Origin of the sequence: Leifsonia sp. NPDC102414 (assembly GCF_044765685.1) — a bacterium.
Taxonomy (GTDB): Bacteria; Actinomycetota; Actinomycetes; order Actinomycetales; family Microbacteriaceae; genus Leifsonia.
Window position 1 is genome coordinate 544,258 of record NZ_JBIWKN010000001.1, and the last position, 24,255, is coordinate 568,512.

A 24,255-nucleotide genomic window follows, 5' to 3' on the forward strand; every position below is an offset into this window, starting at 1 on the left:
CAGCACGTGGATGCGGCGGGCGGCCTTCCGCGCCGTCCGCCGCATCCCTCGTCCCACTTGTCCGCTTCCGACCGGATCACGTACGATCCCCTCCCGTTCGATCTGGATGCCTGAATGCTCGAATTGCTTGTCCTCCACCCGGTCATCGACAACTCCTGGATCAATTTCGATGTCCCTTCCCTCATACAGAACTTCTGGGGCGCGACCTTCGACGGCCTCACCTTCGGGGCCATCTACGGCCTGATCGCCGTCGGATACACGCTCGTCTACGGCGTGCTGAACCTGATCAACTTCGCCCACTCAGAGGTGTTCATCGTCGGCGCGTACGGCGTCGTCATCACCCTCACGTCGCTGGGCTTCGGCCCGTCCATCCCGAATCTGTCGCTGGCGGCGATCATCGGAGACATCCTCCTGGCGCTGCTTGTCGGCATGGTGGCCTCCGCCGTCACCGCGTTCCTGCTGGAACGCATCGCATACCGGCCGTTGCGAAGACGCAACGCGCCACGATTGGCGTTCCTCATCACCGCGATCGGCGCGTCGTTCGCCATCCAGTCGCTGATCTTCGTGATCCGCGGCGCGAACGCCGAGCCAGCGGTGACGATGTTCAAGCCGATCCCGGTGTTCGACGTGTTCGGCACCATCATCAACAGCCAGTCGATCATCATCGTCGTGGCCGCGGTCATCCTGATGATCGTGACCGACATGTTCATCAGGCGCACCCGCACCGGCCGCGGCATCCGTGCCGTCGCTCAGGACCCGGACACCGCGACCCTGATGGGCGTGAACAAGGAGCGGATCATCGTGATCACGTTCGTGCTCGGCGGCATCCTCGCCGGAGCGGCCGCCTTGTTCTACGTGATGCTCGTGCCGTCCGGCGTGATCTACACCGGAGGCTTCGTCCTCGGCATCAAGGCGTTCGCCGCCGCGGTGCTCGGCGGCATCGGCAACGTGCGCGGAGCGCTCCTGGGTGGACTTCTGCTCGGATTGATCGGAAACTACGGACAGATCCTGTTGGGCGACTCCCAGTGGACAGACGTCATCGCCTTCGTGGTGCTGGTGCTCGTCCTGCTGGTCAGGCCGACGGGCATCCTCGGTACCTCACTGGGGAGGAGCAGAGCATGAGCACGACAGACGGACCCAAGGTCCTCCCGGATGCGCGCAGCGAGCAGGCGGCGGACGCGGCGGAGGCCAGACGCAAGAGGAGCGGCCCACTGCAGGGCTTCCGCGACCGCTGGAACGGCCTGCCTCGCCAGGTGCAGTGGCTGTGGATGCTCATCGTGGTGGCGCTCGCCTTCGCCCTGCCGTACCTGAACTTCTTCCCGCTGACCACGGAACCAGGCAACGACTGGCCGCTGGCCTGCTTCGCGATGGCGGTGTACGCGCTGATCGCTGTCGGCCTGAACGTCGTGGTCGGCTACGCCGGGCTCCTCGACCTCGGCTACGTGGCGTTCTTCGCTGTCGGGTCGTACACGGCGGCCATGCTGACCAGCCCGGACTCGCCGTTCACCAAGATCCCGTACCTCTGGACGATTCCGGTGGCGATGGCGGTCGCGATGATCTTCGGCGTTGTGCTCGGCGTTCCGACGCTGCGCCTCCGCGGCGACTATCTGGCCATCGTGACGCTCGGCTTCGGCGAGATCGTGCGCATCCTGGCCACGATCATCCCGGCACTGAAGGGTCAGGTCGGCTTCCAGAACGTCGGTCACCCTCCGGGGGAGACGGACAAGGGCATCCCGATCTTCTCGAACTCGAACGGCATCCCGTGGTACTGGCTGACGCTCACGATCATCATCATCGTGCTGCTGCTGGTCGGCAACATGGAGCGCAGCCGCGTCGGACGCGCCTGGATCGCCATCAGGGAGGACGAGGACGCCGCAGAGATCATGGGCGTCCCGACCTTCAAGTACAAGGTGTGGGCGTTCGCGATCGGCGCCGCCGTCGGCGGTCTCTCCGGGGCGCTGTTCGCCGGTCAGGTCGGCTTCGTGAACAACCAGAAGTTCGACGTGCAGACCTCCATCCTGTTCCTCGCGGCCGTGGTGCTGGGCGGCACGGGCAACAAGGTCGGTGCGCTGCTCGGTGGCGCGATCGTGGCGTACATCCCGCTGCGGTTCACCGCCATCGCCGACTACAAGTACCTGATCTTCGGCGTCGCCCTGGTGGTGCTGATGATCTTCCGCGCGAAAGGTCTGGTGCCGGCGAAGCAGCGTCTGCTCGCCTACGGCAGGAACGCATACAAGTACCTGGTGACGAAACCGTCGCCGCCGCCCGGCACGGGCAGCACGCCGACCTCGCCGTCGTCTCCGGCGCCCACGGCGCCGGTGACCCCGCCAGCCACGCCGAACGGAGGCGCATCATGACCGACGCCCGCGACGCGAATGCAGAACGGCCGGCCAACGCCGACCTTCCGGATGGCGCAGACGCCGAAGCCCTGGCCGACCTGGATGTGGACCTCGAGGTCGCGGCTGCGGCGGCACCCGACAGGGAGATCGCCGTCGAGGTCGGGGACAAGCTCGTCGAGGTGAAGAACCTCACGGTCAAGTTCGGCGGGCTTCTCGCCCTCGACGACGTGAGCTTCGACATCAAGCGCGGGGAGATCCTCGGCCTGATCGGTCCGAACGGCGCCGGAAAGACCACCTGCTTCAACGCCATGACCGGTGTCTACAAGCCGACGAGCGGCGATGTGCTGCTCGAAGGCACGTCGATCAAGGGTAAGAAGCAGCACCAGATCACCCGGCTCGGTCTCGCCAGGACGTTCCAGAACATCCGCCTGTTCGGCGAGATGAGCGCGCTGGAGAACGTGGTGGTGGGGCTGGACGCACGGCACCGCACGAGTGTGCCCGGCGCGCTGGTGCGCTCGCCCAGGCACATCAGAGAGGAGAAGAGCGCGATCGAGCGCGGGATGGCACTGCTCGAGTTCGTCGGCATCGCCGACCTGGCGAGCACCGCATCCCGTCAGCTGCCGTACGGCTACCAGCGGAGGCTCGAGATCGCCAGAGCGCTGGCGACCGACCCGAAGGTGCTGTGCCTGGACGAGCCGGCCGCCGGCTTCAACCCCGCGGAGAAAGAGGACCTGATGGACCTCATCCGCACGATCAGGGCAGACGGATACACCGTGCTGCTGATCGAGCACGACATGCGGCTGGTGATGGGCGTCACCGACCGGATCGTCGTGCTGGAGTTCGGGCGCAAGCTCGCCGACGACGTTCCGACCGCGATCCGCAACGACCAGCGCGTGATCGCCGCCTACCTGGGAGAGCCTGAAGATGACGTTGCTTGAGCTGAAGAACGTGAGCGTCTCGTACGGGCGCATCGAGGCCATCCACGACATGTCGTTCTCGGTGGAGGAGGGCGAGATCGTCAGCCTGATCGGGGCGAACGGTGCGGGCAAGTCGACCACGATGAAGACGATCTCCGGCATCCTGAACCCGACACAGGGGTCGATCACCTTCGACGGCCAGGACATCACGAAGATGAAGGCGCACATCCGGGTGATCCGCGGCATCTCGCAGGCGCCGGAGGGCCGGGGCATCTTCCCCGGCATGACGGTGCTGGAGAACCTGGACATGGGTGCGTTCGGACGCAAGGACCGAAGCGGGATGGACGCCGACTTCGAGCGCGTTTTCGCCCTGTTCCCCCGGCTCGCGGAGCGCAAGACGCAGGTCGGCGGCACGATGTCGGGGGGCGAGCAGCAGATGCTCGCCATCGGTCGCGCGCTGATGTCCGCCCCGCGGTTGCTGCTTCTGGATGAGCCGTCGATGGGGCTCGCCCCGCAGTTCATCAAGCAGATCTTCTCGATCATCACCGAGATCAACAACCAGGGCACGACGATCCTCCTGGTCGAGCAGAACGCCAACCAGGCGCTCGCCCGCGCCCACCGCGGCTTCGTCCTCGAGACCGGCTCGATCACCCACTCGGGCACCGGCAAAGAGCTCCTCGCCAACCCCGCCATCAAAGAGGCCTACCTCGGCGTCGGCTGACCCACCCCGTCCGTCCCTACCCCGTCCGAAGCCGTCGAGTCGGGAGTTATGCACACGACACGCCGTCGTTCGGTGTGCATAAGTCCCGACTCGATGGCTTCGGTGGCGGGATGTGCGGGTGCTGTCGGGTAAATTTGGGGCGACAGCGCGGCAAACGAGCAGAAAGCAGGGCGGCGGGTGTATCTGAAGAGCCTGACGCTCAAGGGGTTCAAGTCGTTCGCGCAGCCGACGACGTTCGCCTTCGAGCAGGGTGTCACCTGCGTGGTCGGGCCGAACGGCTCCGGCAAGTCCAACGTGGTGGATGCGCTCGCCTGGGTGATGGGGGAGCAGGGCGCCAAGACCCTCCGCGGCGGCAAGATGGAGGACGTCATCTTCGCCGGGACCTCCACCCGAGGTCCGCTCGGCCGCGCTGAGGTCACGCTCACCATCGACAACTCCGACGGCGCTCTGCCGATCGAGTACTCAGAGGTCACCATCTCGCGCACCCTGTTCCGCAACGGCGGCAGCGAGTACGCGATCAACGGCTCCGCCTGCCGCCTGCTCGACGTGCAGGAGCTCCTCAGCGACTCCGGCCTCGGCCGCGAGATGCATGTCATCGTCGGTCAGGGCCAGCTGGATGCCGTCCTGCACGCGAGCCCGGAGGACAGGCGCGGCTTCATCGAAGAGGCGGCAGGAATCCTCAAGCACCGCCGCCGCAAGGAGAAGACCCTCCGCAAGCTGGAGGCGATGCAGACCAACCTCACCCGCCTGAGCGACCTCGCCGGCGAGATCAGGCGGCAGCTCAAGCCGCTCGGCCACCAGGCCGAGATCGCGCGGGAGGCGCAGTCGATCGCGGCCGTCGTCCGCGACGCCCGCGCCCGCATCCTGGCCGACGACGTCGTGGCGCTGCGCACGGCGCTCGACGACCACGGCCGAACGGAGTCCGAGCGGCACAGCGAGCGGATCGTGCTGCAGGAGCAATTGGAGCAGAAGCAGCTCCGCGTCGCGCGCCTGGAGCAGGCGCAGGTCGGCGACGAGGTCGACCTCGCCAGGCGCACCGCGTTCGGGCTGGAGTCCGTACAGGAACGCCTGCGCAACCTCTACACGATGGCCAACCAGCGGCTCGCTCTGCTCGGCAGCCAGGCGGATGCACCGGATGCCGGGCCCAGCGTCAGCCAGCAGATGGTCCAGGATGCGCGCGACGAGGTCGACAGGCTCCGCTCTGTCGTGACGGACGCTGAGGCCGCATGGACCGCCGCGCAGGCCGCCACCCGTTCAGCGCGCGGCCGGCTCGACGCGGTCGACGACGAGATCGCCGCGCAGAGCGCCCTGGTCTCGCGCCACGATCTCGAGCTGTCCAAGCTGACCGGTCAGGCCGACGCCGCAGCCCAGCGGCTCGCGGCCGTGCGCGGCGAGGTGCTGCGCCAGCAGAACGCCCTGGATGCGGCGACCGACCGCAGGGAGAAGGCGCGCGCCGAGTTCGCCTCGCGCGAGGCGGAGGCGGCGACCGCCGACGTGGGAGAGGGCAACCTCGACGAGGCGTACGAGCTGGCGCAGGCCGACGTGTTCGAGGCCGAGGGAGAGATCGAGCGGCTGCGCGAGGAGCTGCACACGCTGGAGCGCGAACGCGACGCCCTCGCCGCCCGCACCAGCGCGCTCTCGATGGCGCTCGACCAGAAGGACGGCTCGGCCGCTCTCGTCGCCGCCAGGCTGCCGGGCGTGCGCGGGCTGGTCGCAGAGCACATCCGCGTGCATCCCGGGTTCGAGGCGTCGATCGCCGCCGCCCTCGGCTCGCTGGCGGATGCGGTGCTCGCAGAGGATCGCCGCGCAGCATTCGACGCTGTCGCGCAGGCATCCTCCGATGACCTCGGCCGGGTCGAGGTCATCATCGCGGACGCCGTGGCGTCCGATGTCGACCTCGGCGGCGTCTCCGGTGTCGTCGCCGCTCGCTCGGTGGTGGAGGCGCCGGACGGCGTGCTCGGCATCCTGGCGTTCACGGCCATCGCCGACGATCTGGACGCGGCTCGCGCGGCAGCAACCGCGTTCGCGACGCGGAAACTCGGCGGGCCCGTCACGATCATCACGAAGTCCGGCGATGTGCTCACCGACTACGTGCTGCGCGGCGGCTCCGGCGCCAAGCAGAGCCGCATCGAGCTCATCGCCGACCGGGATGCCGCTTCCGACCGCCTGGGCGAGGTCACCTCCCTGATCGACCGCGCGAAGTTCGCTCTCGCCGAGCAGCGCGGCGTGCTGCAGGTGGCCAAGGAGCAGTCGCAGTCGGCGCTCTCCTCCCTGAGGGAGTTCGACGCCAAACTGGCGGCGCAGACCGAACAGCTCAACAGGCTGAAGGTGCAGCTCGAGGCGTCGCAGGCCGAGTTCGACCGGCTGAGCACGGCGCTGTCGCTCGCCGCCGAGCGCGTCGCGGACGCGGAAGCTGCCGCCGACAGGGCGAAGTCGGAGCTGGAGACGGCTCGCTCGCGACCGCGTCCTATCCTGGATGTGAGCGCTCGGGATGCGCTCTCCAATGAGCTCGAGGCCGCCAGGGAGGCGGAGGTCGAGTCCAGGCTCGCCGTCGAGACCGCCAAGGAGCGGGTCCGGGCGGAGCAGGCCAGGGGAGAAGCGCTCGCCAGGCAGCTCGACGCAGAGCGCGCCGCCGCGGAGGAGGCCGCGCGCCGGGCCGTGATCCGTCGCAGGCAGATCGACGCGGCCACCGGCGTCATCGATGCGCTGCCCGCCGTGCTCGACTCCGTCGATCGTTCCGTCGCGCAGGCGCGGCTCGAGCTCGCGGCGGCCGAGGCGAAGCGGTCGAGCCAGAACGAGGAGCTTGCGACGCTTCGTCGCGAGGAGAACGTGGTGCGCGACCGCCTGCAGGTCATCACCGAGAGTGTGCACGGGCTCGAACTGCAGATCTACGAGAAGAAGCTGCACCTGTCGAGCCTGCTGGAGCGTGCGGGAAGCGAGCTCGGCCTGGTGGAGGACGTGCTGGTCGCCGAGTACGGGCCTGAAGTCCCCATCCCGGTGGATGGGCCGGCGCCGGACGGTGCTGACGTGGCGGAAGACGACGCAGCCGACACCAAAGGCGATGACACCGAGTCCGACGACCGCGCGGCAGACGCCGCCGAGCGCCCGACCGTCCCGTTCAACCGCGAGCAGCAGCAGAAGCGCCTCGCCTCCGCTGAACGCAAACTCGCCCAACTCGGGAGGGTCAACCCGCTCGCGCTCGAAGAGTTCGCCGCCCTGGAGCAGCGCCACAAGTTCCTCACCGAGCAGCTCACCGACCTCACGAACACCCGCAAAGACCTGCTGACGATCATCGAGGAGATCGACGAGAAGATGCAGACCATCTTCGAATCGGCGTTCGAGGACACCAGGGAGGCGTTCGGGTACGTCTTCCCGATCCTGTTCCCCGGCGGCACGGGCAGCATCTCGCTGACCGACCCGGAGAATCTGCTGACCACGGGCATCGAGGTGTCGGTGAAGCCCGCAGGCAAGAAGATCGAGCGCCTGTCGCTGCTGTCGGGCGGCGAGCGGTCTCTGGCGGCGGTCGCGCTGCTCATCGCGATCTTCAAGGCGCGCCCCAGCCCGTTCTACATCATGGACGAGGTCGAGGCCGCTCTCGACGACGCGAACCTCGGCCGTCTGCTGACCATCTTCGAGGACCTGCGCGAGTCCAGCCAGCTCATCGTGATCACGCACCAGAAGCGCACGATGGAGATCGCCGATGCCCTGTACGGCGTCTCGATGCGCCAGGACGGCGTGTCGGCGGTGGTCGGCCAGCGCGTCGCGCAGGAGCAGGCGTCCTAGCCGGAGCTCCGCTCAGCGGTCCCGGTCGTGATCATGGTCGCGCGTTGCTTCCTCGATCCTGTCGGGGTACCCGCGGGTCGTGAGCTGGTAGCGGATGCTCGACGCCAGCTTCGTGGTCATCGTCGCCTCACCGCGCGTGCTGCTGTAGTCGTAGATCTGGAACACTCCGCAGTCCACGACGCGGTCTGGCGTGCCGAGTTCGGTGAGCGCCTGGGAGCGGCGGGCGGGTGCATCCACGATGAAGTAGCTCGGGATGCGGTCGTCGAACGACGCCAGGTCGGTCATCCACGCCCGTGCGCCCAGGGTGCTGTCGACCTGGAGCACGTCTACGCGTCTGGTCCCGTAGAGGTCGAGGGCGCGCACCGCCCAGTACGAACCCTCTCCGGTGAGCGAGCGGTTGCCGATCCAGTTCTCCAGGCAGGAGAGTCCTGGGCTGCCCGGCGAAGCGGTCACCGCGCGCAAGCTCGCCGCCGCCGGTGCGGTGACCACGAGGGCAGTCACGGCGACCGCGATCGCCGCGCCGGCCCCCACCGTACGCACCTGCCGGCGGACGCGGACGACCGCCGCCCTGCGCCAGAGCAGCGGATGCACCAGGATCAGCAGCGGGAACACGAACACCGGCCCGAGATACCGCGTCGCCGTGCTGCCGACGAGCACCGTCCCGACGAGCGTGACCGCTACGGCGCACAGCACGAACAGGGGGAGGACCCCGTCGCCCGTGCCCCTCGCCGCCCGCAGCACGGCCACGCACGCGCCGAGCAGCAGCACCACCACGGCCGCCTCCGCGATCCCGCCCGGCGTGCTCACGAACGACACCGCGACGCCGGAGAAGAAGCGGATGCTCTCCGGGATCTGGTTCAGGTGCACGTAGCTCGTCGCGCCGGGCAGCAGGTAGCGGCCGAGCGCGAATCGCGCGGCGTAGCCGACGACCGCGGCCGCGACCAGCGGCGCGAGCACCAGCGCTGCCGACCGCCACGGCACGGCGCGCAGCAGGACGGCGATGCAGAGTGCGAGTCCGAGTGGGACGGCGAACTGGAACACCACCAGCGGGTTCGACAGCGTCTCGACCCCCAGGAGCAGCCCGGCCGCGACGGCGTAGCAGGCGTAGCCGGCCGACCGGATGCGCGGCTGTGTCCGAGAACCGCCTGTCACGTGCAGCGCGAGTGCGAGCACGGCGAGCGCGACGAACGTCGCGCCGTAGTAGTACGTGGTGAGCACGGTGAACGTCGCGATCGACTCGTCGGTCTGCGCACCACGCACATCCAGCAGCAGGAACGCCACGAACAGCAGGGAGGCCGCGAACGGGGCGACGAGCCTCGCCCAGGCGCTGCTCCAGCGCATCCGACCGGACACGCTCCGCAGCAGCAGCGAGAGGACGACCGCGTTGAGGATCGCGTTCAGGACGAGCGCCGCCTTCACCGCTCCGCCGGCGACCAGCGAGCAGAGCAGGTAGAACGGCAGTTCAGGAAGCAGGAAGAGCTGCGAGGACATAACCCACTGCGACGGCTCGCCGCGCGCGAGCGATTGCTGGAACAGCGGAAGAACCAGCGAGTCGCCGTCGTAGAAGAACTGGTGCTGGCCGTGTGCGTCGAGCGCGACCGAGAGCGCTCCCGCTGCGAGCAGGGCGATGACGATCGGCGCGGCGACCTCGGCCGCGAGGCGCAGGGCGACAGTGCGGCGGTCCACGGCTCAGACGCTAGCCCTGGATGCGGTGGGCGCCCTGGGATGCGGATGCGGAGTCGTTCAGAGTGCTCGCGCCACCGCGTCGGCCAGGTCGTCCAGCCCGGCCAGGTGCTCCACTGCGCGCTCGTCGCATCGGTCGGCGATCCTCGCGATCCCCGCCTCGGCCTCCGGGGCGATGGAGGCGTCCTCCGCTTTCTGCCGCAGGTGCGTCGCGAGCAGTACGAGGTCGCGGTGGTCGCCGAGCGCGTTCTGCAACGCCTCTGCTGCGGCGGCGACGCGCACAGCGTCGCGGCCGAAGGTGTCGGTGACCGCCTCCGCTGCATACCGCAGCCGTCTGGCGGCCTTCCTGGCAGCGTGCCGCTCCTCGAGCGTGTCTCCATCCTGCTCCAGTACGCGCACGCCCGCCTTCGCCAACGCCTTCCTGGCCGTCCGCCTCGGATGCTCGGCACCGCGCGCGCTGAGCGGCGGGTTCGCGGCGAACGCGACCACGTCGGCGAGGAGCTGGCGATGCGCCCGGCCGTGCAGCTCGCCGACGAGCGCGGTGACCGCCGCCGCGTGTGCAGCGCGGGCATCGGCCGAGAAGGCGGTGACCGCATCCACGGTGGCCTGGTCGAGGGGATCGGCGTCGGCGCCTGTTTCCGCGTCGGCGATCAGAGCGGCAAGAGCGTCGGCGCGCACTTCCAGGTCGCGTGCGGTCCCGAGCTGGGAGCCGAGCACGCCGAGGCGCCGCCTGAGCCGCTTCGCCTCGTTCTTCTCGAACGCACGCCGGTCGACGCTCAGGATGCTCCGCAGCCGCCGCACCCTGATGCGCGCCTGATGCACGGCGTCGGCGCCGCCGGACTCGATCGCGACGAGCCACTCGGCGAGCTCCGCCGACACTGCCACCAGAGAGAACATGCTCACACGGTAACAACTAGTCTGAGAGCTATGGCAGAACGCACCCCCTGGTCTTTGTCCGGCGCGCTCCGCGGCATGTTCGCGAAGAAGACGATCGACGACACCACCTGGGACGACCTGGAGACGGCGCTGATCACCGCCGACTTCGGCCCCGATGTGACGGAAGCGATCGTGGACGACCTGCGTGCCAAGGTCGACAGGTATCACACCACGGACCCCGCCGACCTGCAGCGGATGCTGAGGGAGAGCCTCGAAGAGCGCCTGTCCAAGCTCGACACCACGCTCAAGCTGAGCGAGCGTCCTGCGATCGTGCTCGTCGTCGGCGTCAACGGCGTCGGCAAGACCACCACGATCGGCAAGTTCGCGAAGTTCCTCCGCACATACGACCGCACCGTCGTCGTCGGCGCGGCCGACACGTTCAGGGCGGCGGCCGTGGAACAGCTCGCCACCTGGGCGGAGCGCGCAGGCGCGGACATCGTGCGGCCGCAGCAGCAGGGCCAGGACCCGGCCTCCGTCGCGTTCCAGACCGTCGAGAAGGCGAAGGCGGACGGCACGGAGATCGTCATCATCGACACGGCGGGGCGCCTGCAGACCAAGGGCGGCCTGATGGACGAGCTCTCCAAGATCAAGAGGGTGGTCGAGAAGCAGGCGCCGATCTCCGAGGTGCTGCTCGTCCTCGACGCCACCACGGGCCAGAACGGGCTCGCGCAGGCCGAAGCGTTCATCGAGCACGCCGGGGTGACCGGCCTGGTGCTCACCAAGCTCGACGGCTCCGCCAAGGGCGGCTTCGTGCTCGCCGTTCAGGAGAAGACGGGCATCCCGATCAAACTGGTCGGCCAGGGCGAGGGCATCAACGACATCACCGGCTTCACGCCGCACGTCTTCGCCCAGCAGCTGGTCGGCTAGGGTCGCGTACATGGCCATCGAACACGACTACTTCGGCGTCATCGACGAGACCGCATCCGGCGGCCTGGCGTGGAACGACACCGCCGATCTCTCCGAACAGGTGGTCGAGGTCGACCTGCTGGCGGACGACGAGTCCGCCGTGCCGGAGTTCGCGCTGGATGCCGCCGCTGCGATGATCCAGGCGATCGACGGCTTCGACGCCAGGGCACGGGATGCGCTGATCGCCGAGCTCAGCTCGCGCCAGTCCGCGACCGTCGCGTACATCGACGAGCACGTCGACAAGCTGGGGGACAGCCTGATCGACCTGCTGGTGCACAACTCAGGCGACATCGCCGTCGACGTGCTGCGCTCCCTGCAGCTGCTGCGCATCCTGCTGCAGCCGGACCACTCGGACGAGGACGAAGTCTTCGCCACGTTCGACTACTCGATCAGCCCGGACGAGTCGGATGCACTGCTCACCGTTTCGTTCGACATCCGGGGCGATGTGGTCGCCGTCGACACGCAATCCTGACGCACAGCATCCGCCCGGTAAACTGGGACGATCATGGCTACTTTCGGATCGCTGTCTGACCGCCTGGCAGATACCTTCAAGAACCTTCGCACCAAGGGCAAGCTCTCTCCGGCCGACGTCGACGGCACGGTGCGCGAGATCCGTCGCGCGCTGCTCGACGCGGACGTCGCACTCGACGTCGTCAAGGAGTTCACCGGAAAAGTGCGCGAGCGCGCGCTGAGCGACGAGGTCAACAAAGCCCTCAACCCGGCGCAGCAGGTCGTGCAGATCGTCAACGAGGAGCTCGTCGCGATCCTCGGCGGGCAGCAGCGCCGCCTGCAGTTCGCGAAGAAGCCGCCGACAGTCATCATGCTCGCCGGTCTCCAGGGCGCCGGTAAGACGACCCTCGCAGGCAAGCTCGCCAAGTGGCTCGTCAAGGACGGGCACACGCCCGTGCTCGTGGCCGCCGACCTCCAGCGTCCGAACGCCGTCACACAGCTCCAGATCGTCGGCGAGCAGGCCGGAGTGCCCGTCTACGCTCCCGAGCCCGGCAACGGGGTCGGCAACCCGGTGCGCGTCGCGAAGGACGCGCTCAAGTTCGCCGAGACCAAGCAGTACGACACGGTCATCGTCGACACCGCTGGTCGTCTCGGCGTCGACGCCGAGCTCATGAAGCAGGCTTCGGACATCCGCAAAGCCGTCGACCCGGACGAAGTGCTGTTCGTGATCGACGCGATGATCGGCCAGGACGCCGTCGCGACCGCCAAGGCGTTCCAGGACGGCGTCGACTTCACCGGCGTCGTGCTCTCCAAGCTCGACGGCGACGCGCGCGGTGGTGCTGCCCTCTCCGTCGCATCCGTCACCGGCCGCCCGATCATCTTCGCCTCCACGGGTGAGGGACTGGACGATTTCGAGCCGTTCCACCCCGACCGCATGGCCAGCCGCATCCTCGACCTCGGTGACATCCTCACCCTCATCGAGCAGGCCCAGGAAGCGTTCGACGAAGACGAGGCGCGCAAGGTCGCCGAGAAGTTCGCGACGGACAGCTTCACGCTCGACGACTTCCTCAAGCAGATGCAGCAGCTGCGCAACATGGGCTCCATCAAGAAGATGATGGGCATGCTGCCAGGCGCAGGCGCCATGAAGCAGCAGCTCGACAACTTCGACGAGAAGGAGATCGTGCGCACCGAGGCGATCATCCAGTCGATGACCAAGGCGGAGCGCACGACGCCGAAGCTGCTCAACGGTTCGCGTCGCCTCCGCATCGCGAAGGGCTCCGGCTCCACCGTGACCGAGGTCAATCAGCTCGTCAACCGCTTCGAGCAGGCCGCGAAGATGATGAAGACCGTCGCCAAGGGCGGCGTGCCGAACGTGCCAGGCATGGGTCCGATCCCGGGCGCCAGCTACGGCGGCAAGGCCAAGCAGCAGCCCAAGAAGAAGGGCTCGCGGTCCGGCAACCCGGCCAAGCGTGCGGCGGAGAACGCCGCGATCACGTCAGGCGCGAAGCCGTCGACCGGCGCGCAGGGCGGCTCCGGCTTCGGCCTCGGCGGCGGCGCAGGCAGGCCGGGCGGGCCGTCTGAGGAAGAGCTGGCGTCGCTGCAGAAGTTCCTCGGCCGCTAGGCCGGGGGCGGCGGGCTAGAGCGCGAGGGCGTTCGGGGCGAGCTTGGCCTCGATCGTCTTGGCGACGATCTCCTGGCCCGTCGGATTCGGGTGGATGCCGTCCGGCTGCACCCACTCGGCGTGGCCCACGAGTGGGAAACCGATGTCGACGAGTGTGCCGTCCACGTCGTGGATGGCCGCTGTGAACGCGTCGTCGACCATCGTGATGGTCTGCGGCGGCTGGTCAGCTCCCCAGACGGCCGTCACGCCGATGATGTGCGCGTGCGGGAACGTCGAGCGCAGCGTGCCCAGGAGCTCTGTGCTCTTCTGAGCAAGCGCCGCCGGGTCCTCCAGCCGGTCGTTCCTGGTCGCGGCGATCAGGATGTAGTCGGGCTTCAGCTTCACGGCCTGGTCGACCTGCTGCTGGAAGGTCGTGCCGTTCCAACCGGGGTGCAGGAAGCCGGAGCCGGAGACGGCGAGGTCGGTGAGCTGCCACTTGTGGGTCTTCGCCACCAGCGACGGCCACGCCTGATCCTGCCGGATTCCCTTGCCGAAGGCGATGGAATCGCCGATCGCGACGGCCACGGGCCGCTCAGCGACCTGGGGTGCGGGGGCGGCGGAGCGCAGCCCGGCGACGGGTTCCTGCGGGGCGCCGGCCGAGCATCCGGTAAGGACGACGACGGCGGCCGTGGCAGCGGCGAAAAGGGCCACTCGAAGGCCACGGGTAGACAGACGCACGGAGCGAGAGTAAATGCACGAACCTGCGTGGAAGCTGTGTGTTTTGGAAGGTGCGGTTCTCAGCGCGAGACGGCGGTGTCCGTCTTGGTCGTGATGCGCGCTGCGGCGATCTTGTCGGCGATCAGACCGGCGAGCAGATGCTGGCCGTCCGCGGTGGGATGCACGTTGTCCTTCTGCACCAGATCGGCGCGGTTCTGGAACGGCTGGCCCACATCCACCCAGGTGCCGTCCACGGCCAGGACGGCGCTGCGGACGATGCTCGCGACCACCGGAGTGGCCGGCGTCGGCGTGCCGGCTCCCCAGATCGGCCCGACGCCGATGATGACCGCATCCGGAAGGGCCGTGCGGAGCCGCTGGAGCTGAGCCGTCGCAGTGTTCTTGAGCTCGATCGTCGAGCCGAGGGTGTCGTTGCGGGTCGCGGCGATGATGACCACCTGCGGGCGAAGCGCGATGGCCTGGCTGACCTGCGCCTCGTATGTGTGCGTGTTGAGCCCCGGGGCGATGAAGCCGGAGGCGCTGTCGGCGAAGTCGTTGAGCGTCCAGCCGAACTGGTCGGCGACCAGGAACGGCCAGGCGTCGTCGTACGGCACGCCGTTGCCGATGGCGATGGAGTCGCCGATGGCCGCAGCGCGCACGGGCGCGCTGGACGTCGCCTGCGGGGTCGGGGTCGCTTCCGGCGCTCCTGTGAAGGTGGTTCCGCCCGCGAGGGAGGTGCACCCTGCGGTCACAGCGATGACGATGGTGGCGACGGTGACGGCGGCGATTCGGGTTATCGGTCGGGCGAACACAGTTAGACAGCATACGGTGCCGCCTCCCCGGGGAAGCTGAGGGGGACGGGCTCGCCGCAGATCAGCTCCTGTCGAGCCCGTCGCGCAGCTCGTGGGTGAGGGAGCTGACGACGGCCTGCAGACTGCCGCCGTTCGCCTCGGCCACCCTGAGCTGTCGCTGATAGCTGGCGCCCTTCGACAGGATCACATCGACCGTCTCCAGTTCGGCGAGGCAGCCGAGGCGTTCCGCCGTGGGGGAGAGGTCGACGATCAGATCGCGCAGCGAGTCGGACACCAGCCGTTCGCTGCCGTCCGGCGCCGTGATGATCTCGGCGTCGAGCCCGTAGCGGGCCGCCCGCCACTTGTTCTCCCGCACGAACCACGGCTGGAGGGTCACCGGCTCCACGCCGTCGTCGAGCTGGCCGGACATCCGGTCGGTGAGGCAGTGGATGAGGGCCGCGACCGCTCCGACCTCGTCGGCCGTCGACAGACCGTCGCAGGCGCGCATCTCGACCGTGCCCCACTTCGGCGACGGCCGGATGTCCCAGCGCACCTCGCTGTGGTCGGTCACGACGCCCGTCGTCACCAGGTCCTGGACGTATTCCTCGTAGTTGGCCCAGCTGCCGAACTGCCAGGGCAGACCCGCGGTCGGGAGCTGCTGGAACATCAGCGCCCTGTTCGACGCGTATCCCGTGTTCGCGCCCGCCCAGAACGGGCTCGACGCGCTCAGCGCCTGCAGGTGCGGGTAGTAGGTGAGCAGGCCGTTGACGATGGGGAGCGCCTTGTCCCTGTCGTCGATGCCGACGTGCACGTGGATGCCCCAGATCATCATCTGCCTGCCCCACCACTGCGTGCGGTCGAGCAGGCGGTCGTAGCGCTCGTTCGGCGTGACCTTCTGGTCGAACCACTGCGCGAACGGGTGCGTTCCTGCGCACATCAACTCGACGCCGAGCGGGTCGATCACCTCGCGGACGAGGCCGATCAGCCCCTGGAGGTCCTCGATCGCATCCGGCACGGTGCGGTGCACCTTACTCACCAGCTCGACGGTGTTGAGGAGCAGCTCGTGGGTGATCTGCGGATGCTCCTCGCCGTCTGTCGAGAGCGCGTCCAGCACCTCCTGAGCGATCTGGACGAGGGCTCCCGTGGATGCGTCGACCAGCGCGAGCTCCCATTCGACTCCGACGGTGGAACGCTCGGATTCCGAGAATTCGATCTGCATAGTGGTCGTCCCAATCATCCGATTGTTCAAAGGGCGGCGTTGTCTGACAGAATAGCTAGTTGAGTTCCCTCGTACCCGACCCTCTAATCAGGTGCGATGGAACACCATAGACCTCCTGCCGAGTGTGCCCCCACGCTCACGGCAGACAGTTCGTCACGTCACTCATACACACAGGAGAATTTGTGTCTGTCAAGATCCGTCTGAAGCGCCTCGGCAAGATCCGCGCACCGTACTACCGCATCGTCGTCGCCGACTCGCGCACCAAGCGCGACGGCCGCGTGATCGAGGAGATCGGTCTGTACCACCCGACCGAGGAGCCCTCGGTCATCCAGGTCGACTCCGAGCGCGCGCAGTACTGGCTCAGCGTCGGCGCACAGCCGACCGAGCAGGTCCTCGCCCTCCTCAAGCTCACCGGCGACTGGGGCCAGTTCAAGGGCGACAAGAACGCCACGAGCACGGTCAAGGTCAAGGAAGCCAAGGTCGAGTTCCAGGCCGACGAGAAGAAGAAGCCCGTCCTGAAGCCGAAGGCCGAGAAGCCGGTCGTCGCCGAGGCAGAGGCCGTCGTCGAGGCCGAGGTCGAGGCCGAGGAGGCCGCTGAGGCCGAGGTCGTCGCCGAGGCTGAGGAAATCACCGACGCTGCCGCCGACGGCGAGAAGGCGTAACACCTTGCTCGCACCCGCACTCGCGCACCTCGTCAAGGGGATCGTGGATCACCCGGACGACGTGCACGTCGTTGCAAAGAGTTCGCCCCGTGGCGAGGTCCTCGAGGTTCGTGTGAACCCCGAGGACCTCGGCAGGGTCATCGGCCGCTCCGGCCGCACCGCCAAGGCGCTGCGGACGCTGGTCGGTGCGCTGGCCGACGGCCGACGCGTCCGCGTCGACGTCGTCGACGACTGAGGTGGCCGACCACAAGCTGCCCCGCAAGGACGCCGCTCCACGACCGGATGAGACCCAGCTGCGCGTCGGCAGGCTCACCAAGGCCCACGGCCTGAAGGGCGCGATCAAGGTCGAGCTCTACACGGACGAGCCGGAGAAGCGGTTCGTCCCCGGCGCGGTCTTCACCCTGCAGGTGCCGACCGCATCCAAGTGGCACGGCAAGACCCTCGAGCTGAACGAGCTGCGCTGGTACAACGGCCACGCCGTGGCCTTCTTCGCCGGCATCGACGACCGCTCGGAGGCGGAGACCCTCATCAAGGCCATCCTCTGGGTGAGCCAGGATGTGAAGGAACTGCCGGACGAGGACGACGCCTGGTACGACCACCAGTTGGTCGGACTGGACGCGATCCGCGACGGCGTGAAGGTGGGAACGGTCGCGCGTGTCGACCACCTGCCTGCGCAGGACCTGCTCGCGATCAAGACCGCGAACGGCGAAGTGCTCGTGCCGTTCGTCAAGGCGATCGTTCCCGAGGTCGACGTGACGGCGGGAACGGTCACGCTCACGCCGCCGGCCGGACTGTTCGAAGAACTGCCGGACGACGACGAGCCGGAGGACGACGAGCCGGAGACGGACGCACCAGCCGCCGAGTGACGCACTCAGACAGAAGAGCCCCGACCAGGAGTCGGGGCTCTTTCTGCGTCTGTGCTCGTTTGCGTCTGTGCCTTCTGCGTCTGTGCCTTCTGCGTCTGTGCCTTCTGCGTCTGTGCTCTTCTCGTCAGCGGACGATCGCGAGGCCGCGGGCGCGCAGGGAGCGGGTGTCCGCATCCAGTGCCGCCATCAGGCGCTCGTGGGTGCCGATGATGTGCCGGTGGATGCTGTCCGCCGCCGCGTCGGCATCCCGCGCCGCCAGCAGGGTCAGGATGTCGCGGTGCTCCTCCCAGGCGGTGCGTCTTGCGTCCTCGGTGCGCACCTCCAGCCAGCGGGTGCGGGCGAGGCGCGTCATGGCGGCGTCGACGCTGTCGGCGAAGAAATGGTTGCCGGACAGGCTCGCCAGCTCGACGTGGAAGCGCGTGCCTGCGCGCATAGCGTCGTCGCTCGGCCGCTGCAGGTCGAACTCGCCGAGCCTGCTCGTGAGGGAGGCGATGGCATCGTCGGCGGCGCGGGCGCAGCTGTGGCGCACGGCGGCCGACTCGACCGCGTCCCTCAGCTCGCTGAGCCTGGCGATCTCGCCGAGGTCGATCGGCGTGATCTGCCAGGCGCGTCCGTCGCGCTCCACCAGGCCGTCTGCCTCCAGGCGCATGAGGGCCGCGCGCAGGGGAGTGCGGGAGGCGCCCAGGTCGGTCTCGAGGCCGCGCTCGGTGAGGCGGGCGCCCGGCATGCGCTCCAGATCGAGGATCTGCGCGCGCAGACGATCGTAGACGGTCGATTGCTCTGGCACGCGTACTCCCTTTGGTATACCGGGTTGGTATACCGCTAGGGTATACCTCGTGACCTCCACCGTACAACGCACACCGCGGCCGTGGCTCATGCTGTCCTTCGGCGTCATCGCCCAGGCCAGCTCCACCGTGTTCGTGTCCACGCCCGCGTTCCTCATCCCGCTGCTGCACACCGAGCGCGGACTCAGCCTCGCGCAGGCCGGCCTGCTCGCCTCCGCGCCGACGCTCGGGCTCGTCATCACCCTGATCGGCTGGGGTGCCCTCAGCGACCGGATCGGCGAGCGCTGGGTGATCGCTTCGGGTCTTGCCCTCACGGCTGCCGTCGCCTTCGCCGCGATGTTCGCGAGCGACTACATCAGTCTCGGCGCGCTGTTCCTGATCGGCGGCATGGCCTCCGCGAGCCCCAACGCCGCCAGCGGGCGCGTGGTCATCGGCTGGTTCCCGAAGGAGCGGCGCGGACTCGCGATGGGCATCCGGCAGATGTGCCAGCCGCTCGGCGTCGCCGTGGCGGCGCTCACGATCCCGCAGCTCGCCGCCGCGGGAGGAATCGCTGCGGCGCTGGCGGTGCCCGCCGTGCTCTGCGCCGTCTCTGCTGTGCTCTGCGTTGTCGGCATCGTGGACCCGCCGCGGCCTCCGCGGGCGACGGGAGGGGAGGCGCATCCGCAGGCCGTGTGGAAGCCGTACCGCGAGACATCGCTGCTCTGGCGCATCCACGGGGTGTCGATGCTGCTGGTGATCCCGCAGTTCACCGTGTCGACGTTCGGGCTGGTCTGGCTGGTGACCCAACTGCACTTCTCCTCGCTCGCGGCCGGGATCGTGATCGGCGTGAGCCAGTTCGCAGGAGCGCTCGGCCGCATCGGGATCGGCGTGCTGAGCGACAGGGTCGGCAGCCACCTGCTCCCGCTGCGCTGGGTGTCGGTCGCCGCCGCTGTGGTGATGCTGCTGATGGCCGCCGCGTCGGCGCTCGGCGCAGGCTGGGCGGCGGTGATCCTGATCGTCGCGGCCATCGTGACCGTGGCGGACAACGGGTTGGCGTACACCTCCGTGGCGGAGATCGCTGGTCCGTTCTGGTCCGGCAGAGCGCTCGGGACGCAGAACACCGGGCAGTTCCTCGCGGCATCGGTTGTGGGGCCGGCGGTCGGCGGGTTGATCACCGTGCTCGGCTATCCGCTGGCGTTCGCGGCGGTCGCGCTGTGCCCGGTGATCGCTGCGCCGCTCGTCCCGCGCGACAGGGAGCTCGCCGTCGTGCCGCAGTAGCAGCCCTCGAATAGGCTGGGGGGATGCGCATCGACATCGTCACGATCTTCCCCGAGTTCTTCGATGTGCTCGACATCTCGCTCCTCGGCAAGGCCCGTCAGACCGGCCTGATCGACCTCGGCGTGCACAATCTCCGCGACCACGCCCACGACAGGCACCGCACGGTCGACGACACCCCGTACGGCGGCGGGGCAGGCATGGTGATGAAGCCGGAGCCGTGGGGAGAGGCGCTCGACGGCATCCTGGAAGCCTCGCCAGGCGACCCGCTGGTGATCTTCCCGTCACCGGCAGGCGACGTGTTCACCCAGCGGATCGCGCGCGAGCTCGCGGAGGAGAAGCACCTGGTCTTCGGATGCGGCAGGTACGAGGGCATCGACCAGCGCGTCTTCGACGACACCGCATCGCGTGCCAGGGTGCGACTGATGAGCATCGGCGACTACGTGCTCAACGGGGGAGAGGTGGCGACGATGGCGATGATCGAGGCGATCGGCCGGCTCATCCCCGGCGTGGTCGGCAACCCGGAGAGCCTCGTGCAGGAATCGCACGAGGACGGCCTGCTCGAATACCCCAGCTACACCAAGCCGGCCGCCTGGCGGGGCCACGATGTGCCGCCGGTCCTGCTCTCCGGCAACCACGGCGCCATCGCCGCCTGGCGCCGCGAGCAGCAGCTGGCGCGCACCCGCGCCGTCCGCCCCGACCTCCTCCCCGAATGATCAGGGCGGCGCTCAGTCGCGGGCGGTGAGGACGAGCGGGCCGGACTCTGTGATGGCGACGGTGTGCTCGGAGTGGGCTCCGCGGGAGCCGTCGGCACTGCGCAGCGTCCAGCCGTCGCGGTCGGTGTAGATCTCGTCCGTCGACTCCAGGAACCACGGTTCGATCGCGATGACCAGGCCAGGGCGCAGGGGATAGCCGCGACCGGCGCGGCCCTCGTTGGCGATGTGCGGATCGCCGTGCATCGTGCGGCCGACGCCGTGGCCGCCGAACTGCAGATTCACCGTGTAGCCCTCGGCGTGCGCGACGGCGCCGATCGCGGAGGAGATGTCTCCGACGCGGCCGCCTGGCTGCGCGGCCTGGATCCCGGCCGCGAGCGCGCGGCGCGTGGTGTCGATGAGGTGCAGGTCCGCATCCCGTGGCTGCCCGACCACCAGGCTGATCGCGGAGTCCGCCACCCAGCCGTCGACGGATGCGGCGAAGTCGAGGGTGAGCAGATCGCCGTCCTCGAGGCGGTAGTCATGCGGCAGACCGTGCAGCACGGCGTCGTTCACCGACGTGCAGATCACCTTGCCGAACGGGCTCGCCCCGAACGACGGGTGGTAGTCGATGTAGCACGACTCCGCCCCGGCCTTCCGGATGAGGTCGTGCGCGATGCGGTCGAGCTCCAGCAGGTTCACGCCCACCTTGGCCGCCGCGGCCGTCTGCTGCAGCACGTCGGCCACGAATCGGCCGGCCGGCCGCATCTGGTCGATCTCGGCAGGGGTCCTCAACTCGATCACGCTGTCTCCTTCATATCGCCACCAGTGTTCCACAGTAGTTGCACGCGCGGCGCATTCGGTGTGCGACGGGCGCGCATCCACTGGGATTCGGCCATCGGCGAACCCGCAGCCGCTGCACAGGCGCGCGCCGTTACGCTGGTGCCGTGATCCTGCGCAAGGCGTTCTACTGGTGGTTGTTCCCCTCCGCCGTGATCCTGCCTGTCTGGCTGCTCATCGGCTGGGCGATCTTCGGCTCGGGCGGGTGGAGCTTCATCGGGCTTCTGATCCTCTGCCCGGTCCTGTTCATCGCGATGCTCGCCGTCGGCGGCATCATCATGGCCCGCAAGACCGTGCGCGACACCCGCGCCGTCTCCTGGTGGGACGTCGGGCTGATCGGCGCGTGGCACGCATCCATCGTCGTGTTCGGCTGCTTCATCCCCGGCGTGATGAGCTGGCTCGCCGTGCTCGGCATCCTGCTCGGCCTCGCCGCGTTCTGGGTGTCGCTCTGGCAGCTGGTCACCGAGGCCAGGATGCGCGTGCAGCAGACCTTCGAGGCATACGAACGCGCGGCGCAGCCGCAGCAGGTGCGTCGTCCTGAGGCTCTGTTCGAGGAGGGCTCGGAGGTCATCGTGATCGAGGAGAGGCGCGACGAGCGCTGACGCCCGTGCGTTCCTGCACGGTCCGGGGCGTCGTCGATTTGGCAAACGCATCCCGTTCATGGCAGAATTGATCTTTGTGTCGCGGCCAGGCTCTGCCACAGGGGAGCCAGCACTTCTCGCGCACACCCCATACCGTTGATTCCCGGTCGTCGCCTGCGCTGAGCAGGGGAAGGCCCCAAGTCCGTCCTCGACCTGTGGCGGGTACAGAGAGCGAACACGCAATGCATATCCTCGACCACGTCGATGCCGCTTCCCTGAAGCAGGACATCCCCGACTTCCGCGCGGGCGACACCGTCAAGGTTCACGTCAACATCATCGAGGGCAGCCGCTCCCGTATCCAGGTCTTCCAGGGCGTCGTCATCGGCCGCTCCAACGAGGGCGTGCGCGAGACCTTCACGGTCCGCAAGGTCAGCTTCCAGGTCGGCGTCGAGCGTACGTTCCCCGTGCACTCCCCGGTCATCGACAAGATCGAGGTCGTCACCCGCGGTGACGTCCGTCGCGCCAAGCTCTACTACCTGCGCGAACTGCGCGGCAAGAAGGCGAAGATCAAGGAGAAGCGCGACAACTAGGCTTCGCCGAAGTCGTCGGATTCTCGACGCGCGCGGCCGCCGCGTGCGTCTGTCCTGAGCTCCCTGTCCCATACACTTGGGCAGGGAGCTCAGGCGGTTAAATGACGGATGAAGCAGTGCCCACCCGGTCGGACCGCGTGGCGAAGGAACGGCGCGGGAAGACCCGGCGCAGACGGCGCAGCACGAAGCTGTTCTTCCGCGACCTGCTGGTCATCGTGGTCGTCGCCGTCCTGGTGTCGTTCCTGGTCAAGACGTTCGTCGTCCGCTCGTTCTACATCCCCTCCGCTTCGATGGAGAACACGCTCCAGATCAACGACAGGATCATCGTCAACGAGCTGGAGCCAGGGCTCGTCCCGATCAGCCACGGCGATGTTGTCGTGTTCCGCGACCCTGGCGGCTGGCTCCCCCCGCAGCCGCCGACCAGGCAGAGCCCGCTCGCGCAGGCCGTCGACTCCGCGCTGACCTTCGTCGGCCTGTCCGCCTCCGACAGCGATGACCACCTGGTGAAACGCGTGATCGGGCTGCCGGGCGACCACGTCGCCTGCTGCAACGCGGACGGCAGGATCACGGTCAACGGAACGCCCATCGACGAGCCGTACATCCTGCTCCAGCCCGGCAACGTGAACGCCGCGACACTCGCCTTCGACGTCACGGTTCCGAAGGGCGAACTGTGGGTGATGGGAGATAATCGTTACAACTCTCAGGACTCCTCCCGCAATCAGAGCCTTCCAGGTCACGGGTTCGTCCCGATCGACCACGTCGTCGGTCGCGCGTTCGTGATCAGCTGGCCTGCCGGCAGGTGGACCTGGCTCGACAACTACCCGGATGTGTTCCGCGGCGTGGAGGAGGACAAGCGATGATGGCGCCGGTGACTCCCACCCTCCGCTTCGAGAAGTCCCTCTACCGTTCAGGGGTGACCTCGATCGTCGCCGTCGACGAGGTCGGCCGGGGAGCACTCGCCGGGCCGGTGGCGGTCGGAATGGTCGTGATCGACACCGCGGTCAAGCGCATCCCGGTCGGGCTCCGCGACTCGAAGCTGCTGGCAGAGCCGGCACGCGAGGCGATCGAGCCGTTCTGCCGCAAGTGGGTGCTGCACCACGCGGTCGGAATGGCGTCCGCCGCCGAGGTGGACTCGCTCGGCATCATGCGCTGCCTCGGGCTCGCGGGAGCCCGCGCGCTCGCGCTGCTGGAGGAGGGCGGCGCCGAGATCCGGGAGAGCACCCTCATCCTGGACGGCAACTACGACTACCTCAACCCGGCGCTGATGCGTCCGGCGAACGTCGTCACCAGGATCAAGGCGGACAGGGACTGCGCATCCGTCGCCGCCGCCAGCGTGATCGCGAAAGTGGCGAGGGACAGGCTGATGATCCAGCACGACACGGAGTTCCCCGGCTACGGCTGGGCATCCAACAAGGGCTACTCGAGCCGCGAGCACTTCGACGCGATCTCCGAACTCGGGCCGAGCGCCCTGCACCGGCTGACCTGGCTGCGGGATGCGGCGACGCTGCCCATTCCGACATGACCCCCTTCGCGGCATAGACTTGTCGAACAATGGATGAAGACGAGTTCGACGACTACGACCGCGAGGTCGAGTTGGCTTTGTACCGCGAATACCGGGACGTCGTCTCGCAGTTCAAGTACGTGATCGAGACCGAGCGCCGGTTCTACCTCGCGAACGAGGTGGAATTCGTGCGCAGGGACACCGAGCACGACTTCTACTTCGAGCTGACGATGAACGATGTGTGGGTGTGGGACGTGTACCGTTCCGACCGCTTCGTGAAGTCGGTGCGCGTGCTCACGTTCAAGGATGTGAACATCGAGGAGCTCTCGAGCAAGGAGTTCGAGCTCCCGAAGGAACTCGCGCTCGACGAGTAGTTCTCCCCAACCAGGGTCTTCCGGGCTGTTCTCCACAGATTCGCTCCCGCT

25 protein-coding genes are annotated in these 24,255 nt (G+C 68.3%); 18 read left to right on the forward strand and 7 right to left on the reverse strand.

Annotated elements, in window-relative coordinates; all coding sequences use genetic code 11:
* Positions 1–114 precede the first annotated feature (114 nt).
* From ACIRCZ_RS02500 to smc, 5 genes are all read left to right on the forward strand, one after another.
* A complete protein-coding gene (locus tag ACIRCZ_RS02500; protein WP_402849287.1) occupies positions 115–1,122 on the forward strand; it encodes a branched-chain amino acid ABC transporter permease in 1,008 nt (335 codons plus the stop codon).
* Entirely contained in the window at positions 1,119–2,357 is a 1,239-nt protein-coding gene (locus tag ACIRCZ_RS02505) for a branched-chain amino acid ABC transporter permease (protein WP_055893034.1), read from the forward strand. The genes ACIRCZ_RS02500 and ACIRCZ_RS02505 overlap by 4 nt, the downstream gene beginning before the upstream one ends.
* Entirely contained in the window at positions 2,354–3,277 is a 924-nt protein-coding gene (locus ACIRCZ_RS02510; protein ID WP_055893035.1) for an ABC transporter ATP-binding protein, read from the forward strand. Before ACIRCZ_RS02505 ends, ACIRCZ_RS02510 begins: the two co-directional genes overlap by 4 nt.
* Positions 3,270–3,977, forward strand: a complete 708-nt coding sequence (locus ACIRCZ_RS02515; protein ID WP_402851620.1) for an ABC transporter ATP-binding protein — start codon at positions 3,270–3,272, stop codon at positions 3,975–3,977. The genes ACIRCZ_RS02510 and ACIRCZ_RS02515 overlap by 8 nt, the downstream gene beginning before the upstream one ends.
* 177 nt (positions 3,978–4,154) lie before the next feature.
* Positions 4,155–7,760, forward strand: a complete 3,606-nt coding sequence (gene smc / locus ACIRCZ_RS02520; RefSeq protein WP_402849292.1) for a chromosome segregation protein SMC — start codon at positions 4,155–4,157, stop codon at positions 7,758–7,760.
* 12 nt (positions 7,761–7,772) lie between these two features.
* On the opposite strand, the gene ACIRCZ_RS02525 is transcribed toward smc, so the two are convergent.
* Together ACIRCZ_RS02525 and ACIRCZ_RS02530 are read right to left on the reverse strand one after the other, a co-directional pair.
* Positions 7,773–9,446 carry a hypothetical protein gene (locus tag ACIRCZ_RS02525; RefSeq protein WP_402849295.1) on the reverse strand — a complete coding sequence of 558 codons (1,674 nt, stop codon included), beginning with the start codon at positions 9,444–9,446 and terminating at the stop codon, positions 7,773–7,775.
* A gap of 57 nt (positions 9,447–9,503) precedes the next feature.
* On the reverse strand, positions 9,504–10,340 hold the full coding sequence (locus ACIRCZ_RS02530; RefSeq protein ID WP_402849298.1) for a CHAD domain-containing protein: 837 nt from the start codon (positions 10,338–10,340) through the stop codon (positions 9,504–9,506).
* Between the two features lie 30 nt (positions 10,341–10,370).
* Between ACIRCZ_RS02530 and ftsY the strand changes: the two genes are divergently transcribed.
* The 3 genes from ftsY to ffh are packed head-to-tail and all read left to right on the forward strand — an operon-like array spanning position 10,371 to position 13,356.
* On the forward strand, positions 10,371–11,246 hold the full coding sequence (gene ftsY / locus ACIRCZ_RS02535) for a signal recognition particle-docking protein FtsY (protein ID WP_402849301.1): 876 nt from the start codon (positions 10,371–10,373) through the stop codon (positions 11,244–11,246).
* 10 nt (positions 11,247–11,256) lie between these two features.
* Positions 11,257–11,757: a DUF2004 domain-containing protein gene (locus tag ACIRCZ_RS02540; RefSeq protein ID WP_055893061.1), complete on the forward strand. Its 501-nt coding sequence runs from the start codon at positions 11,257–11,259 to the stop codon at positions 11,755–11,757.
* A 33-nt stretch (positions 11,758–11,790) separates the two neighbouring features.
* Positions 11,791–13,356, forward strand: a complete 1,566-nt coding sequence (gene ffh, locus ACIRCZ_RS02545; protein ID WP_402849306.1) for a signal recognition particle protein — start codon at positions 11,791–11,793, stop codon at positions 13,354–13,356.
* Positions 13,357–13,371: 15 nt separating this feature from the next.
* Here ffh and ACIRCZ_RS02550 read toward each other — a convergent pair whose 3' ends face one another.
* From ACIRCZ_RS02550 to ACIRCZ_RS02560, 3 genes are all read right to left on the reverse strand, one after another.
* Positions 13,372–14,073, reverse strand: a complete 702-nt coding sequence (locus tag ACIRCZ_RS02550; protein ID WP_235500409.1) for an SGNH/GDSL hydrolase family protein — start codon at positions 14,071–14,073, stop codon at positions 13,372–13,374.
* A gap of 59 nt (positions 14,074–14,132) precedes the next feature.
* Positions 14,133–14,861 carry an SGNH/GDSL hydrolase family protein gene (locus ACIRCZ_RS02555; protein ID WP_235500410.1) on the reverse strand — a complete coding sequence of 243 codons (729 nt, stop codon included), beginning with the start codon at positions 14,859–14,861 and terminating at the stop codon, positions 14,133–14,135.
* A 61-nt stretch (positions 14,862–14,922) separates the two neighbouring features.
* On the reverse strand, positions 14,923–16,059 hold the full coding sequence (locus ACIRCZ_RS02560; RefSeq protein ID WP_402849311.1) for a glutamate--cysteine ligase: 1,137 nt from the start codon (positions 16,057–16,059) through the stop codon (positions 14,923–14,925).
* 182 nt (positions 16,060–16,241) lie between these two features.
* Between ACIRCZ_RS02560 and rpsP the strand changes: the two genes are divergently transcribed.
* Genes rpsP through rimM form a run of 3 tightly spaced genes read left to right on the forward strand, consistent with a single transcriptional unit; the run spans position 16,242 to position 17,587 of the window.
* Positions 16,242–16,721, forward strand: coding sequence for a 30S ribosomal protein S16 (rpsP, locus tag ACIRCZ_RS02565; RefSeq protein ID WP_402849314.1), 480 nt, complete (start codon positions 16,242–16,244; stop codon positions 16,719–16,721).
* Between the two features lie 4 nt (positions 16,722–16,725).
* Entirely contained in the window at positions 16,726–16,956 is a 231-nt protein-coding gene (locus ACIRCZ_RS02570; RefSeq protein ID WP_055893072.1) for an RNA-binding protein, read from the forward strand.
* Between the two features lies 1 nt (position 16,957).
* A complete protein-coding gene (gene rimM / locus ACIRCZ_RS02575; RefSeq protein WP_082581298.1) occupies positions 16,958–17,587 on the forward strand; it encodes a ribosome maturation factor RimM in 630 nt (209 codons plus the stop codon).
* A gap of 124 nt (positions 17,588–17,711) precedes the next feature.
* On the opposite strand, the gene ACIRCZ_RS02580 is transcribed toward rimM, so the two are convergent.
* Entirely contained in the window at positions 17,712–18,374 is a 663-nt protein-coding gene (locus ACIRCZ_RS02580) for a GntR family transcriptional regulator (RefSeq protein WP_402849318.1), read from the reverse strand.
* A gap of 88 nt (positions 18,375–18,462) precedes the next feature.
* On the opposite strand from ACIRCZ_RS02580, the gene ACIRCZ_RS02585 reads away from it, so the two are divergent.
* Both ACIRCZ_RS02585 and trmD read left to right on the forward strand, forming a co-directional pair.
* Positions 18,463–19,629, forward strand: a complete 1,167-nt coding sequence (locus ACIRCZ_RS02585; protein WP_402851623.1) for an MFS transporter — start codon at positions 18,463–18,465, stop codon at positions 19,627–19,629.
* Between the two features lie 23 nt (positions 19,630–19,652).
* On the forward strand, positions 19,653–20,342 hold the full coding sequence (gene trmD / locus ACIRCZ_RS02590) for a tRNA (guanosine(37)-N1)-methyltransferase TrmD (RefSeq protein ID WP_402849321.1): 690 nt from the start codon (positions 19,653–19,655) through the stop codon (positions 20,340–20,342).
* 12 nt (positions 20,343–20,354) lie between these two features.
* On the opposite strand, the gene map is transcribed toward trmD, so the two are convergent.
* A complete protein-coding gene (map, locus tag ACIRCZ_RS02595; RefSeq protein ID WP_055893083.1) occupies positions 20,355–21,122 on the reverse strand; it encodes a type I methionyl aminopeptidase in 768 nt (255 codons plus the stop codon).
* Between the two features lie 143 nt (positions 21,123–21,265).
* Between map and ACIRCZ_RS02600 the strand changes: the two genes are divergently transcribed.
* From ACIRCZ_RS02600 to ACIRCZ_RS02620, 5 genes are all read left to right on the forward strand, one after another.
* On the forward strand, positions 21,266–21,760 hold the full coding sequence (locus tag ACIRCZ_RS02600) for a hypothetical protein (RefSeq protein WP_402849325.1): 495 nt from the start codon (positions 21,266–21,268) through the stop codon (positions 21,758–21,760).
* Between the two features lie 221 nt (positions 21,761–21,981).
* The gene (gene rplS / locus ACIRCZ_RS02605) at positions 21,982–22,329 is read left to right on the forward strand and encodes a 50S ribosomal protein L19 (protein WP_055893091.1); all 348 of its coding nucleotides are present in this window, start codon (positions 21,982–21,984) and stop codon (positions 22,327–22,329) included.
* Between the two features lie 101 nt (positions 22,330–22,430).
* The gene (gene lepB / locus ACIRCZ_RS02610) at positions 22,431–23,189 is read left to right on the forward strand and encodes a signal peptidase I (protein WP_055893094.1); all 759 of its coding nucleotides are present in this window, start codon (positions 22,431–22,433) and stop codon (positions 23,187–23,189) included.
* Positions 23,189–23,851 carry a ribonuclease HII gene (locus ACIRCZ_RS02615; protein WP_055893097.1) on the forward strand — a complete coding sequence of 221 codons (663 nt, stop codon included), beginning with the start codon at positions 23,189–23,191 and terminating at the stop codon, positions 23,849–23,851. Before lepB ends, ACIRCZ_RS02615 begins: the two co-directional genes overlap by 1 nt.
* A 29-nt stretch (positions 23,852–23,880) precedes the next feature.
* Positions 23,881–24,204: a DUF2469 domain-containing protein gene (locus ACIRCZ_RS02620; RefSeq protein ID WP_055893100.1), complete on the forward strand. Its 324-nt coding sequence runs from the start codon at positions 23,881–23,883 to the stop codon at positions 24,202–24,204.
* Positions 24,205–24,255: the final 51 nt, after the last annotated feature.

Bases quoted from the DNA above. Each gene is read 5' to 3' on its own strand.
- ACIRCZ_RS02560 (WP_402849311.1), bottom strand. From the start codon at position 16,059: ATGCAGATCGAATTCTCGGAATCCGAGCGTTCCACCGTCGGAGTCGAA.
- trmD (WP_402849321.1), top strand. From the start codon at position 19,653: ATGCGCATCGACATCGTCACGATCTTCCCCGAGTTCTTCGATGTGCTC.
- ffh (WP_402849306.1), top strand. From the start codon at position 11,791: ATGGCTACTTTCGGATCGCTGTCTGACCGCCTGGCAGATACCTTCAAG.
- rplS (WP_055893091.1), top strand. From the start codon at position 21,982: ATGCATATCCTCGACCACGTCGATGCCGCTTCCCTGAAGCAGGACATC.
- ACIRCZ_RS02505 (WP_055893034.1), top strand. From the start codon at position 1,119: ATGAGCACGACAGACGGACCCAAGGTCCTCCCGGATGCGCGCAGCGAG.
- ftsY (WP_402849301.1), top strand. From the start codon at position 10,371: ATGGCAGAACGCACCCCCTGGTCTTTGTCCGGCGCGCTCCGCGGCATG.
- ACIRCZ_RS02500 (WP_402849287.1), top strand. From the start codon at position 115: ATGCTCGAATTGCTTGTCCTCCACCCGGTCATCGACAACTCCTGGATC.
- lepB (WP_055893094.1), top strand. From the start codon at position 22,431: ATGACGGATGAAGCAGTGCCCACCCGGTCGGACCGCGTGGCGAAGGAA.
- ACIRCZ_RS02585 (WP_402851623.1), top strand. From the start codon at position 18,463: ATGCTGTCCTTCGGCGTCATCGCCCAGGCCAGCTCCACCGTGTTCGTG.
- ACIRCZ_RS02615 (WP_055893097.1), top strand. From the start codon at position 23,189: ATGGCGCCGGTGACTCCCACCCTCCGCTTCGAGAAGTCCCTCTACCGT.
- ACIRCZ_RS02510 (WP_055893035.1), top strand. From the start codon at position 2,354: ATGACCGACGCCCGCGACGCGAATGCAGAACGGCCGGCCAACGCCGAC.
- ACIRCZ_RS02530 (WP_402849298.1), bottom strand. From the start codon at position 10,340: ATGTTCTCTCTGGTGGCAGTGTCGGCGGAGCTCGCCGAGTGGCTCGTC.
- ACIRCZ_RS02620 (WP_055893100.1), top strand. From the start codon at position 23,881: ATGGATGAAGACGAGTTCGACGACTACGACCGCGAGGTCGAGTTGGCT.
- ACIRCZ_RS02540 (WP_055893061.1), top strand. From the start codon at position 11,257: ATGGCCATCGAACACGACTACTTCGGCGTCATCGACGAGACCGCATCC.